Raw genomic sequence first — 14,963 nt, forward strand, 5'->3', positions numbered from 1 at the left:
CAATGGCCACGTTACTTGATGGAAAACGGGTCTGGGCAGAAAAGAATCTGAACCAGATTTAATCTGACAGACACCTGTATAAATAACCGGTAACTGTCAGATCAGGTCTGAGCTAGTACATATCAGGCGTAATTTTTTCACCTCATTAACACCTCAAGGGTCGGCTCGCCGGCCCTTTTCTTTGACATTAATTTAACCTCTTGTCAAAATTCACGCTCTCAGGTCCTGCCTTAACGATCTTTCTCGTTACGTAAGCGTTCACGTTAACCAACGCGTATCCAGTCTGTTATCACGCAGATGGCGTGCGCATGCAGTTGGTTTTTGCCGTTACGGCACGTCTATGAACAAGGAGTTACGTTGATGTCATTTTCCGCCGCTGAATCTCAGGTTCAGTCGACCTTTCCTTTGGCCTGTACATCGCTGGCCGTATTTCTCACTTATCTCACCGCAGGATTAGCGCTTCCGGTCATCCCGCTCTACGTGCATCAGGAGTTAGGGATGAATAACGTGATGGTCGGCGTCGCGGTCGGCATCCAGTTTTTTGCCACGCTATTAACGCGTGGTTTTGCCGGGCGTCGCGCCGATCAGCACGGCGCAAAGCGCACCACGCAACATGGCATGATGGCCATTGCCCTGGTGGGCCTGGCGTATCTGATTGCTGCATTGCTGCCGGTGCCGGTATGGGCAAAGTTTGGTTTGCTGGCGCTGGGGCGTTTGCTGCTGGGCTTCGGCGAAAGTTTACTGCTGACCGGCAACCTGACGTGGGGCATGGGGCTGGTGGGTCCGAAGCGCTCCGGTCTGGTAATGTCATGGAACGGTATGGCGATTTATGGATCGCTGGCAGCAGGTGCGCCGCTCGGCTTGCTGCTGCATCAGCATGGCGGTTTTGCCTTGCTGGGTGCGGTCGCGATTGTGTTACCGCTGATTGCGCTGGCACTGAATAGCGGGATCAAAGCGGTGCCGGTAGTGGGCGGTGAACGGCCGTCACTGTTTAGCGTCGTACGTACCATTTTTCAGCCAGGCCTGGCGCTGGCGCTGCAAGGCACAGGGTTTGCGGTGATTGGAACGTTTACCTCGCTCTACTTCGCCGCGCAGCACTGGGGCAACGCCGGTTTTACGTTGTCTGCTTTTGGTCTGGCATTTGTGCTGGTGCGGGTGTTCTTTGGCGGATTGCCGGATCGCCTGGGTGGCGTAAAAGTGGCGATGTTTTCGCTGCTGATTGAAGCCTGCGGTTTGCTGCTGCTGGCACTGGCCACGCAAAGCTGGATGGGGCTGGTTGGCGCGGCCTTAACTGGCTGCGGCTGCTCACTGATCTTCCCGGCGCTTGGTGTGGAAGTGATCAAACGCGTATCGCCGCAGGTGCGCGGCACCGCGCTAGGCGGTTTCTCTGCCTTCCAGGACGTGGCTTATGGAGCCAGCGGACCTGTTACCGGCCTGCTGGCGACCGCATTGGGTTATGGTTCTGTCTATCTGGCGGGGGCCTGCTGTGCGGCGCTCGGCATTCTGGTTACCTGGCGTTTCGCGCGTCAGCCGCAAACGGCTTAAAACATAACAGGAGCATCATAATGTCATCGGTATTGCGCTTTCCCCCTGCTTCACCACAGCAAAGTCTGACATATTTACAGGCCAAACTGGCTTACTACACCGATGCCTGGGATCTTGCTGAAGATTTGGCGCAACATATTACCGACATCGTGGTCATTGATGCGCGCTCGACGGAGGCTTATCGGGGCGGACATATTTGCGGTGCCATCTGTTTCCCGCATCGCACCATGAATGAGACATCAACTGCGCATTGGGATCGCAGTAAAGTATACGTGACCTATTGCGATGGCATTGGTTGCAACGGCTCGACCAAAGCGGCGTATAAGCTGGCGGCATTAGGCTTTCAGGTAAAAGAACTGATCGGTGGATTAGATTTCTGGAAGCGCGATGGACATCCGATGGCATGGGGCGATGCGCCGGGCGAATGGCCGGACGCGGCGGCTGCCGCGTCGTGCGGTTGTTAATTTAGAGAAACAGCCACAACAGAAAAATCACGACCAACAACGCCACGAATGCACCGAGCAGCGGGCGTTGCGCTAGCGGTTTCAGCACAGGTGGCAACGACGCCGGGAAGGGCGCCCAGATGGGTTGCGGCTTGATTTCGCTGGCGGCTAAAGGTTGCTCCTGCATCTTTTCAGCACGACGCGAAAACAGGAAGTTCAGTAAATCCTGGGTTTGCGTCGCCGTCAGCACGGTCTGCGGCGTCGCCTGAAACCGCTGTTGACTGTACTCTTCCAGCATCCGCTGTTCAGCCTGTGCCAGTGGCTGCTTCAGCGATGCTTCCAGTAGCTGTAAAGTTGGCGCGCTGTGCTGGCTTAGCGTTTGGCGTGCCTGTAAATATTGCGTCAGCAGCGGAAAATGGCGGGATGGAATAGGATCACCGCTGGTGAGCTGCACCAGCTTCAGCGCTGCCGCCCAGAGTTTGCCACTGGATTCGCCCGTCGCGGCGGCCAGCCGGATGATTTGCTGATTCAGGGTATGGTGTTCGGCGGGCAGTAAAGAGCGATCGCTGGCGCGGGTCTGCTGCGGTTGCGGAATCGCCATTTGGCCGTTTTGCAACATGGTCAGCACTTGATGAAGTTGATCCTGACTCAGCGAGCTCAACACGGTTTGACCAAATTGCTGGCGGATGAAATCGCTTACCGCCTGACGATTATTGCCCTGCGGTAGCAGATCGGTTAGCTGCGTCATCAACTGGCGCGTAGCGTGGCCGGTTTGCGCCTGGGTTAAACGCGTCGTGAGATATTGTTCAGCCGCCGGAAAATGGCGTGACTGTAAGTCTGCATCGCTTCTCACATTAACTTCACGGCGAATACCTGCCCACAACTCTGGCGCTTTCAAATTGCTGAGAGACAAAATGCGCACAATCAGGCGTTCCAGCGTAGTACGTTGCGCAGGGGAGAGCGGCTGTTCGCCGGGAGCGGAACCCGGACGAGGCGCGCCCGTTTGCGGATTTACAGATGAACGATCGCCGACCGGCACGCCAGGGCCGCTAACAGGTTGCATGACGGATTCCTTGGAGAAAACAGAACAGCGTGGGATGCGCCGGAATGAGAATGCGCCATGATAGCAAAAGCCCCCGGGAAATCCCACGGGGGCGCGGTTGTTTCAGCGTGATTTACTCAGCAGCCAGTTTCATGCGTTTACGACGCCAGCGTTTCCACACAAATGGAACAACCAATACCGCTATCGCTAACAGCAGCAACACTTTGCAGATCATACTTTCCCACAGAATGGGCAGGTTGCCGTTACTGATCGATAATGCGCGACGCAGATTCTGCTCCAGCATTTCACCTAATACAAAGCCTAAAATCAGCGGGGACATGGGAAAATCCATCTTACGCAGGATATAGCCGAAGACACCCAGCCCAACCATCAGCAGCAGATCAAACGTGGTGCTGTGTACGGCATACACGCCAACGGCAGAAATGGCGGCAATGGTTGGCACCAGGAACCAGAGCGGGATAGTCAGCATGCGGGCAAACACGTTGATCATGGGGATATTCATGACCAACAACATTACGTTACCAATCAGCAGTGCGGCGATCAGGCCCCAGACAATATCGGGCTGCTCGGTAAACATTGCCGGCCCTGGCGTAATATTATACAGCGTCAACGCGCCGACCATCACCGCAGTTGTGCCAGAACCGGGAATGCCAAGCGTTAACATCGGAATAAACGATCCACAGGCTGAGGCGTTATTTGCCGCTTCTGGCGCGGCTACGCCACGAATGTCACCTTTACCAAACTGATCGCTACCGCTGATTTTTTTCTCCGTCATGTAAGCAATGGCGCTGGCGATGGTGGCTCCCGCCCCCGGTAAAACGCCGACAAAGAAACCGATAAATGACGAACGAAGCGTAGCGCCGGTCGCCATCGTCGCTTCCTTCATGTTGAACATCATGCGGCCACTGGCGCGTACCGCTTTCTGCCCCGTTCTGGTCGACTCCAGCATTAACAGAATTTCGCTCACTGAGAATAAGCCAATCACCACAACGACGAACTGAATGCCGTCGGAAAGGTGCACGCTGTTAAAGGTAAAGCGATAAACGCCAGTGTTAGCGTCAACGCCGACGGTGGCCATGCTTAAGCCAATTAAAGCCGCAAGGAAGGACTTCAGCGGATTCTGGCTCATCATGCTGCCGAGACAGGCGATGGCAAAGACCATCAGCGCGAAGTATTCAGCCGGACCAAATGCCAGCGACCAGCTTGCCAGCAGCGGGGCGAACAAAATGATGCCGACGATGGCGATGGTTGAACCGATAAACGAACTGACGGCAGAAATTGACAGCGCGACGCCTGCTTTTCCCTGTTGCGCCATCGGATAACCATCCAGCGCGGTCATGATCGCACCGGCATCACCCGGTACATTCAGCAAAATTGACGAGATGCGACCGCCATATTCACAGCCGATGTACACGGTTGCCAGCAAAATCAGCGCAGACTCCGCCGGTAAGTGCAGGGCAAACGCCAGCGGCATTAAAATCGCCACGCCGTTGATGGGCCCAAGGCCCGGTAGCAGTCCTACAATCGTACCGATAAAGCAGCCGAACAGGGCGATCATCAGGTTTTCGGGCGTCATGGCGACGGCGAAACCCTGCATCAAAAAAGACCAGGTATCCATGCTTCTCTCCTTAACTCAGCCAGCTACCGACAGGCAGGGTAACTTCCAGCAGATGATCAAAGGCGTAAAACAGCGCCAGCCCCATCACCACGCCGGCAATTGCGGCGGCCCACCAGCGTGCACCAAACAGCATGCCGATACCGAACGTCAGCAAGGTGGTGCACAGCGCAAAGCCGAGCGTTTCAAACAGCCAGCCATACAGCAACATCATCAGTATCAGCGCAATCAAACGCTTTAATGTGCCGCTGGCGGGCCACTGAATATTGTCAGGTTTGCGAAACAGCATTAGCAGAGCGCAGATTGCCATCAGGCCCAGAATCCCCATGGGAAACGGGCGTGGTCCCACGGGTTCGTAGCTGTATTCGCTGTGGAGCTGCCAGGCAATCACCATGCCGCCAAAGCACAGCGCCAGCCAGATAACCGCAAAAATACGATCGCTCATTATGTGCTCCGGTTATTTTGCCAGACCGAAAGACTTCGCTTTTTCGCGATAATCCGTTACCTGCTTTTTCACGTAGCTGTCGAGTTCTGCGCCAAACAGGTTGAATTCAAACAGGCCACGCATATCGCGCTGTTTCTGGAATTCCGGCGTGGTGACCATTTTTTTAAAGGCATCTTCCCACCATTTGTATTCGGCATCGGTCACTTTCGGGCCGAGGTAGAAACCGCGAATGATGGGCCAGACAACGTCAAAACCTTGTTCTTTCGCTGTCGGCACGTTTGCCAGCTGGCCCGACAGGCGCTTGTCTGACATCACCGCCAGCACGCGCAGTTTGCCGGCCTGCAGATGCGGCACCATTTCGCTCATGTCGCCCAACACCACCTGAATATGATTCCCCAGCAGCGCCGTCACCGGTTCGCCACCGCCTTCAAATGCCACATAACGCATTTTGCGTGGATCAATGCCCGCTTCCCGCGCCAGTAAGGCTGTTTTCATCCAGTCCTGACTGCCAATGGAGGCACCTGCACCCACCACGACTTTGGTGGGATCTTTTTTCATGGCTTCCATCAGCTCACCCAGGTTTTTCCATGGCGCATCGGCGCGCACTGCGATCATGCCGTAGTCAGTACCGACCGCCGCCAGCCACTTCACATCATCTTCTGAGTAGCGACCAAACTTTCCTTGCGACAGGTTGAGTAGCGATCCACCGGAGAAAGCGACAACCGTGCCCGCTTCGGCGGGGCGTTGCGCAATGATGGCGTTATAAGCGACCGCACCGACGCCGCCAGGCATGTAAGTCACGCGCATTGGCGAATCAATCTGTTTAGTTTCCTGCAATGAAACTTGCAGCAGCTTGCAGGTCAGGTCAAAGCCGCCGCCGGGTTTAGCCGGGGCGATGCATTCGGTACGTTCGGGCGCATCGGCGGCAAACGTAGTTGGAACCAACAGAGCCAGCAGGGTTGAGGCCAGCGTGGTGCGGATTATTTTTTTCATCTTTCGCTCCCTTCTTTCTTCCAGAGTGTGATTACTACCGAATATTCGGCGTTGCTGGATTGTTAAAACAGTTACCTTTCATTTACCTTTCGCTGCCCGGAAATAATGACAGGATGTGATATGCGTCTCTTACTGGTGGAAGATACGGTTGAGCTGGCGTGCTGGTTACAAAAAGCGCTAACGCAAAAAGGATTTGCGGTGGATTGGGTTGCAGAGGGCGTGGCGGCAGACCTTATGCTGCAAAGCGAAGAGTATGCGCTGGTGGTGCTGGACGTCTCGCTGCCGCGCATGGATGGTTTTGAGGTGCTGTCGCGGCTGCGGCGGCGCGGTCAAAACGTGCCGGTATTGCTGTTGACTGCACGCAGCGCGCTTGATGATCGGGTACGCGGTCTCAATCAGGGGGCCGATGATTACCTCACCAAACCCTTCGAACTTGATGAACTGGAAGCGCGCCTGCGGGCATTATGGCGACGGAGTCAGGGTCAGCCGCCACAAAGTCAGGTACTGGGCCAGTTGATGCTCGACAACGAAGGGTATTTTTTGCTGGCAGAAAAGCCACTGGCGCTGACGCCGCGCGAATCCAGCATTCTTACTACGCTGATGCAGCGACGCGGGCGGCCGGTTTCACGTCAGCATCTGTATGAACAAACCTTCACCCTGAATGATGAAGTCAGCCCGGAAAGTATCGAGCTTTACGTACACCGGGTGCGCAAAAAACTGGCTGGCAGTGACGTGGCAATCGTAACGCTGCGCGGGCTGGGTTACAGCCTGGAAATGCTGTCGTGCGAATAATTCCCTCTCTACGCGGCGAATTACTGGTCTGGCTGGGTTTGCCGCTTGCGCTGCTGTGGGGATTGTCAGTTTATACCCATTATCAGAGTGCGGTGCATGCGGCGAATCAGGCTTACGATCGCTCCTTGCTGGCGTCAGCCCGCACCGTTGCCGAACGTTTAGTGGTGCGCCATCGCCACCTTGAAGTCGATGTGCCCTGGGTTGTGCTCGACAGTTTCGAGCGCAACATGAATGACCAACTGTTTTATCAGGTCATTTCACCTGAAGGGAAAACGCTCTCTGGTTATGACGATCTGCCGACTATCCCGCCCACCAGCCAGCTTTCCGAGATTTATCCCGCGTTAGTGTATTTCTATGACGCGCGTTATCACCAACAGCGTATCCGCATTGCCGCGCTCTGGCAGCCGGTCAATGAGGCAGGTGTTAACGGCATGGCGCTGGTGCTGGTGGCAGAAACACTGAATTCACGTCAGGCCTTCGCCGAAGGTTTGCTGCGCACGGCTTTGCTCAGCCAGAGTTGTTTAGTGCTTGTCACCCTTTTGCTGGCCGGTTTAATGCTGCGACGCGTACTGCGCCCGCTGCGACGTTTGTCGCGTATTGTGTTGCACCGTGATGGCAGTGAATTAACGCCATTGCCGTCGCTACCCTGGTCTGAATTGCAGCCGTTGATTATCGCTTTTAACCGCTACCTGGAACGGCTGCGCAGTTTGCTGGCACGACAGGATCGCTTTAGCGCCGACGCCGCGCATCAGTTGCGCACGCCGCTGGCGATCCTTAAAACGCAGGTTGGCGTGGCGTTAGACAGCGAGCGTCCCGAACAGTGGCGGGAAAGTTTACAGGGTATGCGGCATACCCTGGATGACACCATTTTGCTCACCGATCGTTTATTGCAACTGGCACGAATGAAAGCGCGACATGGCGAAGAAAAACCGTTAACAAACGTAGATTTGGCTGACATCCTGCGCGATGCCTGTTTCAGCAGTTACACTGCAGCCAGAAACAAGCGCATCGATTTAGGCTATGAAGGCCAGCAAAATGATGAGGTGAAAGGAGATAGCTTGCTGCTCGGCGAGCTATGCGCCAACCTGCTGGACAACGCCATTAAATATACGCCGATAGGCGGCATTGTTACCGCCAGATTGTACGCCGGAAAACTGGAGATTGAAGATAGCGGGCCGGGCATCGACAGTGCGGAGCAGGAGAAAGCGTTACAACCTTTTTCGCGGTTTGATCATGGAAGCCTACAGCCTGGCGCGGGCATCGGTCTGGCGTTAGTAAAGGATATTTGTGCCTGGCACGGCGCGTTGATCAGTTTGGATCGCAGCCCGCTATTGGGCGGACTGCGCGTGACGATTCAATTTAAACCCGATCAACGCTAGCCGGTTTCTGGCCTGCCAGGGGTGTTTTCAGTCGCTGTGCGAGGATCACGCCAAACAGCGTCAGCCCGCCACCAATCCAGTGATAGCTGTGTAGTTGCTCATGCAGGAACAGCACGGCAATCACCGCGGTAAATACCGGCGTCAGGTTCATAAAAATGCTGGTGGTGCTGGCACCTAAGCGCTGCACGCCGTGGATCCACAGGAAAGGCGCAATAATCGAGGCAAACAGGCCGGCGAAGGCGACCAGCGGAACGTTATGCAGATTAAGCGACACGTTTGGCGCACGTAGAAAGCCGGGCAACAGCAGCAGCACGCCAAATAAAATCTGGACATATAAACTTTGCCAAATCGGCAGCGGAATCGCCCAGCGCCTGGTGAGCACGCCATACAGGGCATAGGAAACCGAAGCCGCTAACATCATCAGCTCGCCTTTACCCAGCCCGTGACTCAGTAATAGCGGAAGATTGCCCTCGCTGACCAGCCACACCAAACCCGCAAACGAAATCAGACTACCAAACAGGATGCCAACGGTTGGCGCAATGCGCAGGAGCACCACGCTCAACAACACGGTAAGCAGAGGGATTAACGCACCGATAATGCCCATGAACAGCGCGCTAACGCTGTGCGCCGCGTAATAGGCCAGACTTTGATACAGCACCATGCCCAGCAGGCCAAGAATCAGCAATCGACCCAGGTGCGGCGTGATCTGTTGTCGCTGCCGTCTGATGCCGGGCAGAATAAAGGGGGTTAATACCAGCAGCGCCAGCAGCCAGCGATAAAAGGAGATCGCCGCCGGGTCGATGGCACCTGCCGATAACTTGCTAACAATCGAATTGACTGACCAGATGAATACTGCAATCAGCGGGAATAAAAAATTCATTTTGTTTCTCCAGACGCGAAGTGAGCGCAGTGTACGCTTGTCTGCTTTTATTCGGATAGTTAATATCGGACAAAAATCATTAATGACCGGACATAATGACCCTACAAATTACCTACCAACCGCCTGTTGATGCCGGGCATTTACGCTACTTTTTTCGCTTCGAGCAGGCCAATGCCAAAACCGAATATCTGCCGCATGCGCACGACTGGGGTCAGGTCATTTTTGTTAAAAGCCACGTACTGGAGATGCAGGTGGAAGGTGAACGTTTATTAACGCCAGCTGATATTCCCATCTGGATCCCGCCGGGGCATCGGCACAGCAGCTACAATCATCGCCAGGCGCAGTTTCGCACCTTTAATCTGGCCGCGACGCTGTGCGCAGGTTTGCCTGCCAGAGCCTGCCTGCTAATTGTCGATCCGATTGTGCAGGCGATCATGGACGAATTTGCCCACAACGAAATTGAACAGCCGACCAGCGATGCGCAGTGGCGACTGTGTGACGTGTTGTGCGATCGCTTACGCCTGGCGCCAGTAGAGGAAAGTTATTTACCCCTGTCGAATGATAAATTTCTTGCGCCGATTCTGCAGGCGCTGGAGGCCGATCCAGGCGATAACACGACGCTTTCGGTGTGGGCTTCCCGTGTTTTTACGACGGAACGCACTCTGGCACGGCGCTGCCAGCAGCAGCTTAATATGTCGTTCAGCGAGTGGCGACAGCGGCTGCGTTTTTTACGCGCCATTGCGCTACTGGAGCAGGGCCGTAGCGTGCAAGCCATTGCGCATGAACTGGGTTACAGCTCCGCTTCTGCGCTGATTGTAATGTTTCAGCAGCAGGCAGGCACTACGCCAGATCGCTACCGCATGCGGTTAGGCTAACGCGCGGCTTTGTGCCAAAATAACGCCCTTAAACGCAACAGACAGGAAAGCCGTGGTGAAGATTCTCGTCGATGAAAATATGCCTTATGCCCGTGAACTGTTCAGCCGCACCGGAAACGTGCTGGCGGTGCCGGGACGTCCCTTACCAGAAGCTGGGTTGGCAGATGCTGACGGCCTGATGGTGCGCTCAGTTACCAACGTCAATGAAGCATTGCTGGCGGGTAAGCCAGTGAAATTTGTCGGTACTGCAACAGCGGGTACCGATCATATTGACGAGGCGTGGCTGCAACAGGCGGGGATTGCGTTCTCTGCGGCTCCCGGTTGTAACGCCATTGCGGTGGTGGAATATGTTTTTTCTTCGCTGCTGTTATTAGCAGAGCGTGACGGCTTCCAGCTGCGCGACCGCACGGTGGGTATTATCGGCGTGGGCAATGTCGGCGGGCGTTTGCAAAAACGGCTTGACGCCTGGGGCGTGAAAACGCTGTTGTGCGATCCGCCGCGCGCTGAACGCGGCGATGAAGGTGATTTCCTGTCGCTGGATGACGTCGTTAACCAGGCTGATATTCTGACTTTCCATACCCCGCTATTTAAAGACGGGCCGTATAAAAGCTGGCATCTGGCTGACTTAGCGCTGCTGATGGCGCTCCGGCCCAATACCATTTTAATCAACGCCTGTCGCGGCCCGGTGGTGGATAATGCTGCGTTACTGGAGGTGTTGAAAATGCGTTCGGATCTCAGCGTTGTGTTGGATGTATGGGAGCCGGAACCGGAGCTGTCGCTTGATCTGCTTGATAAAGTCGATATTGCCACCGCGCATATCGCCGGTTATACGCTGGAAGGCAAAGCGCGTGGTACTACGCAAGTCTTTGAAGCCTGGAGCGCGTTTATTGGTCAGCCGCAGCAGGTGCCGCTCAGTGAGCTGCTGCCAATACCCGAATTCAGCCATATTACGCTGCATGGCGCGCTTGATCAGCCAACGCTGAAACGGCTGGTGCATCTGGTGTATGATGTGCGCCGCGACGATGCCCCGTTACGTAAAGTGGCCGCACAACCCGGTGAATTTGATCGCCTGCGTAAGCAATACGAAGAGCGCCGCGAATGGTCCTCATTGCAGGTGATTTGCGACGAAAGTGAAACCGTCGAAATGCTGATGAAACTGGGTTTTGATGCCCGTCTGCAGCAGGCTGTTGATCTGGCGTAGCAGGTGCAGTTTATTGGGTAAAAATCCGAATCCCTGGGCGGTGAAATTCACCGCCTTCTGTTTTTATGTCATTGTCTGGAGTAAACCACCATGTCTGACGGCTGGAATATTGCGCTATTAGGCGCAACAGGCGCAGTAGGGAACGCTGTACTGGAACTGCTGGCGGAACGCCAGTTCCCGGTTGGTGAATTGTATTTGCTGGCGAGTGAAAACGGCGCGGGTGAAACCAAACGTTATGAAGGACGTGCCGTTCAGGTACAGAATGCGGCGGAATTTGACTGGTCGCAGGCGCAGCTGGCCTTTTTCGTTGCTGGTCGTAACGTATCAGCGCGTTATGCAGAAGAAGCGGCCAACGCCGGATGCCTGGTGATTGACAGCAGCGACCTGTTTGCCCTGTCACCGGATGTTCCGCTGGTAGTACCGGATGTGAATGCTCACGTATTGGCCGACTACCGCAATCGTAACATTATTAGCGTTGCCGACAGCCTGGTAAGCCAGTTGCTTACCGCGTTGAAGCCGCTGACTGATGCCGCAGGCCTGGGGCGTTTACAGGTGACGAACCTGCTTTCGGTTTCTAATCACGGTAAAGCGGCGGTAGATGCGTTAGCGGGCGAAAGTGCGCGTTTGCTGAATGGCGTGCCAGCGGATGAACATTATTATGGCCGTCAGCTGGCGTTTAACCTGTTGCCTCAGCAGGTTGATGCCGAGGGCAGCGTAGAAAGTGAGCGCCGACTGATTGATCAGGTGCGTAAAGTGCTGCAAGACGAAGGTTTACCCGTTGCAGTGACCAGCATTCAGGCGCCGGTATTTTACGGCAACGCGCAAATCGTCTACGTTGAGAACCTGCGTCCTCTGTCTGCGGAAGAAGCGCGCGCAGAACTGGCATTGACCGCTGACATTATTCTGAGCGAAGAAGATCAGGTGCCAACGCCGGTAACAGAGGCATCGGGCAACGTTGAACTGAGCATTGGCGGGGTACGTAACGATTACGGCATTCCTGAACTGCTGCAATTCTGGTCGGTGGCCGATAACGTTCGCTTTGGCGGTGCGTTGATGGCCGTGAAAACCGCAGAGAAGCTGGTGCAGGAGTATATGTACTAATGTCCGATGGTCAGACGCAAAAACTGGCGCTCGGCATAGAGTATGACGGCAGCCGTTATTACGGCTGGCAGCGACAGCAGGAAGTACGCAGCGTGCAGGAGAAGTTAGAACGTGCGCTGTCAAAAGTGGCTAATCATCCGGTGGTCGTGTTTTGCGCTGGGCGCACCGACGCTGGCGTGCATGGCACCGGCCAGGTGGTACATTTTGAAACCACTTCGCGCCGTGCCGAGGGGGCCTGGACATTAGGTGTTAATGCCAGTTTGCCTGATGACATCGCGGTGCGCTGGGTAAAAGCGGTGCCGGACGAATTTCACGCACGCTTTAGTGCGACCGCCCGGCGCTATCGTTACCTGATTTATAATCAGCGCCTGCGCCCGGCTATTTTAGGCAGCGGCGTTACGCATTTTTATCATCCGCTGGATGCAGAAAAGATGCAGCGCGCCGGTCAGTGTTTGCTGGGTGAGAACGATTTTACCTCGTTCCGCGCGGTACAGTGCCAGTCGCGCACGCCGTGGCGCAACGTGATTCACCTTAACGTGACGCGCCAGGGGCCTTACGTCATTGTGGACATCAAAGCTAATGCCTTTGTGCATCACATGGTGCGTAACATCGTTGGCAGCCTGATGGAAATTGGCTGTGGCAATCAGCCAGAATCGTGGATGGCCACTTTACTGGCTGCGAAAGACCGCACGCTGGCGGCGGCGACAGCCAAAGCAGCCGGGCTTTATCTGGTGGCGGTGGATTATCCATCCCACTTTGCGTTACCACAACCGGCGCTGGGACCTTTGTTCCTCGCGGATTAATCAAAAAATTCAGGACAGGAAGGGAGCGTTATGGAGTTTATCCATTTTGTGGTCGATTTTATTCTGCACATTGATGTGCATTTGGCCGAACTGGTGGCGCAATACGGCATCTGGATTTACGCTATTCTGTTCCTGATTTTATTTTGCGAAACGGGTCTGGTTCTCACGCCGTTTTTGCCAGGCGATTCACTGCTGTTTGTCGCGGGTGCGCTGGCGGCGCTGCCAGGCAACGATCTCAACGTTCATTTGCTGGTGGCGTTATTGGTCGTTGCCGCTGTGCTTGGCGATGCAGCTAACTACACCATTGGCCGTTTGTTTGGTGAACGTTTGTTTAGTAACCCGAACTCCAAAATTTTTCGTCGTCGCTATCTTGATAAAACTCACGCGTTTTATGCACGACATGGCGGAAAAACCATTATCCTGGCGCGCTTTGTGCCGATAGTCCGTACTTTCGCGCCGTTTGTCGCCGGGATGGGCCACATGTCTTATCGCCATTTTGCGCTGTTCAACGTTACTGGCGCACTGGCGTGGGTTTTGCTGTTCTCCTATGCAGGCTACCTGTTTGGCGACTTGCCGGTGGTACAGGAAAATCTCAAGCTGCTAATTGTCGGGATTATCGTCGTATCCATTTTGCCCGGCGTAATTGAAATCTGGCGTCACCGCCATCAGGCGAAGCAGCACTAATAGCCGTAAGCGGCAGCGTCGCTCAGGGGTAAGACCAGATTTTTATCCACAGTCTGAACGGGTTGTGGTTTAATGAGCGACATTTCCCGTCTGCTGAAGTTACTTCAGCAGCATTAAGACGACTGGACCAGGTCAGTTTCAACAGAAAGGTCATCAATGAGCTGGATTGAACGCATTCTTAACAAAAGCAATATTACGCCTGCTAGCCGCGCCAGTATCCCGGAAGGGGTCTGGACTAAATGCGACAGCTGTGGTCAGGTACTTTATCGTGCCGAGCTGGAGCGTAACCTTGAGGTCTGCCCAAAGTGCGACCATCACATGCGCATGCATGCCCGCGAGCGTCTCGCAAGCCTACTTGATCAGGGTACACTGGTAGAGTTGGGAAGCGAGCTGGAACCAAAAGATTTACTGAAGTTCCGGGACTCGAAGAAGTACAAAGATCGTCTGGTCGCGGCCCAAAAAGCCACCGACGAGAAAGACGCATTGATCGTTATGAAAGGTCAGTTACACAGTATGCCAGTCGTGGCCGCAGCCTTTGAGTTTGCCTTCATGGGCGGTTCGATGGGATCTGTGGTTGGCGCGCGCTTTGTGCGTGCGGTTGAGCAGGCGCTGGAAGATAACTGTCCACTGATCTGCTTCTCTGCCAGCGGTGGTGCGCGTATGCAGGAGGCGCTGATGTCGCTGATGCAGATGGCTAAAACCAGCGCAGCGCTGGCAAAAATGCAGGAGCGCGGCTTGCCGTACATTTCCGTGCTGACCGACCCAACTATGGGCGGCGTTTCTGCCAGTTTTGCCATGTTAGGCGATCTCAACGTGGCAGAACCGAAAGCGCTGATTGGCTTCGCTGGTCCGCGTGTGATTGAGCAAACCGTACGCGAAAAATTGCCACCGGGCTTCCAGCGCAGCGAGTTTCTGATCGAGAAGGGCGCGATTGATATGATTATTCGCCGCCCGGAAATGCGTTATAAACTGGCAAGCCTGCTGGCAAAAATGATGAACCTGCCGGCACCGCTGCATGATGGTGAACAGTCTACATCGACGATTGAACCGGAAAGCAACGAGGCCTGACAGGAGATAGAATGGCGCGCTGGTCGCGCCTTTCACCAATGCACCGTATACCTTTAGCGCTGAATCAGCCGGGTAT

At 54.9% G+C, this 14,963-nt stretch carries 15 protein-coding genes; 10 read left to right on the forward strand and 5 right to left on the reverse strand.

What is annotated here, in order from left to right:
- Nucleotides 1-360 precede the first annotated feature (360 nt).
- Both QRY16_RS08040 and QRY16_RS08045 read left to right on the forward strand, forming a co-directional pair.
- Nucleotides 361-1,545 (forward strand): MFS transporter, encoded by a 1,185-nt coding sequence (locus QRY16_RS08040; protein WP_289776230.1) that lies wholly within the window; start codon nt 361-363, stop codon nt 1,543-1,545.
- Nucleotides 1,546-1,565: 20 nt separating this feature from the next.
- Complete coding sequence (locus QRY16_RS08045) at nt 1,566-2,009, forward strand: rhodanese-like domain-containing protein (RefSeq protein ID WP_193404764.1); 444 nt, start codon at nt 1,566-1,568, stop codon at nt 2,007-2,009.
- A 1-nt stretch (nt 2,010) separates the two neighbouring features.
- On the opposite strand, the gene flk is transcribed toward QRY16_RS08045, so the two are convergent.
- From flk to QRY16_RS08065, 4 genes are all read right to left on the reverse strand, one after another.
- Nucleotides 2,011-3,051 carry a flagella biosynthesis regulator Flk gene (gene flk / locus QRY16_RS08050; protein WP_289776231.1) on the reverse strand — a complete coding sequence of 347 codons (1,041 nt, stop codon included), beginning with the start codon at nt 3,049-3,051 and terminating at the stop codon, nt 2,011-2,013.
- Between the two features lie 112 nt (nt 3,052-3,163).
- Nucleotides 3,164-4,669 (reverse strand): tripartite tricarboxylate transporter permease, encoded by a 1,506-nt coding sequence (locus QRY16_RS08055; protein ID WP_289776232.1) that lies wholly within the window; start codon nt 4,667-4,669, stop codon nt 3,164-3,166.
- A gap of 10 nt (nt 4,670-4,679) precedes the next feature.
- The gene (locus QRY16_RS08060) at nt 4,680-5,111 is read right to left on the reverse strand and encodes a tripartite tricarboxylate transporter TctB family protein (protein WP_193404998.1); all 432 of its coding nucleotides are present in this window, start codon (nt 5,109-5,111) and stop codon (nt 4,680-4,682) included.
- A 12-nt stretch (nt 5,112-5,123) separates the two neighbouring features.
- Nucleotides 5,124-6,104: a Bug family tripartite tricarboxylate transporter substrate binding protein gene (locus tag QRY16_RS08065; RefSeq protein ID WP_289776233.1), complete on the reverse strand. Its 981-nt coding sequence runs from the start codon at nt 6,102-6,104 to the stop codon at nt 5,124-5,126.
- Between the two features lie 120 nt (nt 6,105-6,224).
- Here QRY16_RS08065 and tctD point away from each other — a divergent pair, with 120 nt between their 5' ends.
- On the forward strand, nt 6,225-6,896 hold the full coding sequence (gene tctD / locus QRY16_RS08070) for a transcriptional regulator TctD (protein ID WP_193404768.1): 672 nt from the start codon (nt 6,225-6,227) through the stop codon (nt 6,894-6,896).
- Nucleotides 6,887-8,275 carry a sensor histidine kinase gene (locus tag QRY16_RS08075; protein ID WP_289776234.1) on the forward strand — a complete coding sequence of 463 codons (1,389 nt, stop codon included), beginning with the start codon at nt 6,887-6,889 and terminating at the stop codon, nt 8,273-8,275. The genes tctD and QRY16_RS08075 overlap by 10 nt, the downstream gene beginning before the upstream one ends.
- Here QRY16_RS08075 and QRY16_RS08080 read toward each other — a convergent pair.
- Entirely contained in the window at nt 8,256-9,155 is a 900-nt protein-coding gene (locus QRY16_RS08080) for a DMT family transporter (RefSeq protein ID WP_289776235.1), read from the reverse strand. The two genes, QRY16_RS08075 and QRY16_RS08080, sit on opposite strands and share 20 nt — an antisense overlap.
- Before the next feature lie 95 nt (nt 9,156-9,250).
- Between QRY16_RS08080 and QRY16_RS08085 the strand changes: the two genes are divergently transcribed.
- The 6 genes from QRY16_RS08085 (at nt 9,251) to accD (ending at nt 14,887) form a co-directional block, all read left to right on the forward strand.
- Nucleotides 9,251-10,030 carry an AraC family transcriptional regulator gene (locus tag QRY16_RS08085; RefSeq protein WP_289776236.1) on the forward strand — a complete coding sequence of 260 codons (780 nt, stop codon included), beginning with the start codon at nt 9,251-9,253 and terminating at the stop codon, nt 10,028-10,030.
- Between the two features lie 55 nt (nt 10,031-10,085).
- Entirely contained in the window at nt 10,086-11,231 is a 1,146-nt protein-coding gene (gene pdxB, locus QRY16_RS08090; protein ID WP_193404772.1) for a 4-phosphoerythronate dehydrogenase PdxB, read from the forward strand.
- Nucleotides 11,232-11,321: 90 nt separating this feature from the next.
- Entirely contained in the window at nt 11,322-12,332 is a 1,011-nt protein-coding gene (locus QRY16_RS08095; RefSeq protein WP_289776237.1) for an aspartate-semialdehyde dehydrogenase, read from the forward strand.
- Nucleotides 12,332-13,135 carry a tRNA pseudouridine(38-40) synthase TruA gene (gene truA / locus QRY16_RS08100; RefSeq protein ID WP_193404774.1) on the forward strand — a complete coding sequence of 268 codons (804 nt, stop codon included), beginning with the start codon at nt 12,332-12,334 and terminating at the stop codon, nt 13,133-13,135. Before QRY16_RS08095 ends, truA begins: the two co-directional genes overlap by 1 nt.
- Before the next feature lie 30 nt (nt 13,136-13,165).
- Complete coding sequence (locus tag QRY16_RS08105; RefSeq protein ID WP_289776238.1) at nt 13,166-13,819, forward strand: DedA family protein; 654 nt, start codon at nt 13,166-13,168, stop codon at nt 13,817-13,819.
- Nucleotides 13,820-13,975: 156 nt separating this feature from the next.
- Nucleotides 13,976-14,887 (forward strand): acetyl-CoA carboxylase, carboxyltransferase subunit beta, encoded by a 912-nt coding sequence (accD, locus tag QRY16_RS08110; protein WP_289776239.1) that lies wholly within the window; start codon nt 13,976-13,978, stop codon nt 14,885-14,887.
- Nucleotides 14,888-14,963 lie beyond the last annotated feature (76 nt).

Origin of the sequence: Mixta mediterraneensis (assembly GCF_030283135.1) — a bacterium.
Taxonomy (GTDB): Bacteria; Pseudomonadota; Gammaproteobacteria; order Enterobacterales; family Enterobacteriaceae; genus Pantoea; species Pantoea mediterraneensis.

Bases quoted from the DNA above. Each gene is read 5' to 3' on its own strand.
- tctD (WP_193404768.1), top strand. From the start codon at position 6,225: ATGCGTCTCTTACTGGTGGAAGATACGGTTGAGCTGGCGTGCTGGTTA.
- QRY16_RS08065 (WP_289776233.1), bottom strand. From the start codon at position 6,104: ATGAAAAAAATAATCCGCACCACGCTGGCCTCAACCCTGCTGGCTCTG.
- QRY16_RS08040 (WP_289776230.1), top strand. From the start codon at position 361: ATGTCATTTTCCGCCGCTGAATCTCAGGTTCAGTCGACCTTTCCTTTG.
- QRY16_RS08105 (WP_289776238.1), top strand. From the start codon at position 13,166: ATGGAGTTTATCCATTTTGTGGTCGATTTTATTCTGCACATTGATGTG.
- QRY16_RS08060 (WP_193404998.1), bottom strand. From the start codon at position 5,111: ATGAGCGATCGTATTTTTGCGGTTATCTGGCTGGCGCTGTGCTTTGGC.
- QRY16_RS08080 (WP_289776235.1), bottom strand. From the start codon at position 9,155: ATGAATTTTTTATTCCCGCTGATTGCAGTATTCATCTGGTCAGTCAAT.
- QRY16_RS08045 (WP_193404764.1), top strand. From the start codon at position 1,566: ATGTCATCGGTATTGCGCTTTCCCCCTGCTTCACCACAGCAAAGTCTG.
- QRY16_RS08085 (WP_289776236.1), top strand. From the start codon at position 9,251: ATGACCCTACAAATTACCTACCAACCGCCTGTTGATGCCGGGCATTTA.
- flk (WP_289776231.1), bottom strand. From the start codon at position 3,051: ATGCAACCTGTTAGCGGCCCTGGCGTGCCGGTCGGCGATCGTTCATCT.
- truA (WP_193404774.1), top strand. From the start codon at position 12,332: ATGTCCGATGGTCAGACGCAAAAACTGGCGCTCGGCATAGAGTATGAC.
- accD (WP_289776239.1), top strand. From the start codon at position 13,976: ATGAGCTGGATTGAACGCATTCTTAACAAAAGCAATATTACGCCTGCT.
- QRY16_RS08095 (WP_289776237.1), top strand. From the start codon at position 11,322: ATGTCTGACGGCTGGAATATTGCGCTATTAGGCGCAACAGGCGCAGTA.
- QRY16_RS08055 (WP_289776232.1), bottom strand. From the start codon at position 4,669: ATGGATACCTGGTCTTTTTTGATGCAGGGTTTCGCCGTCGCCATGACG.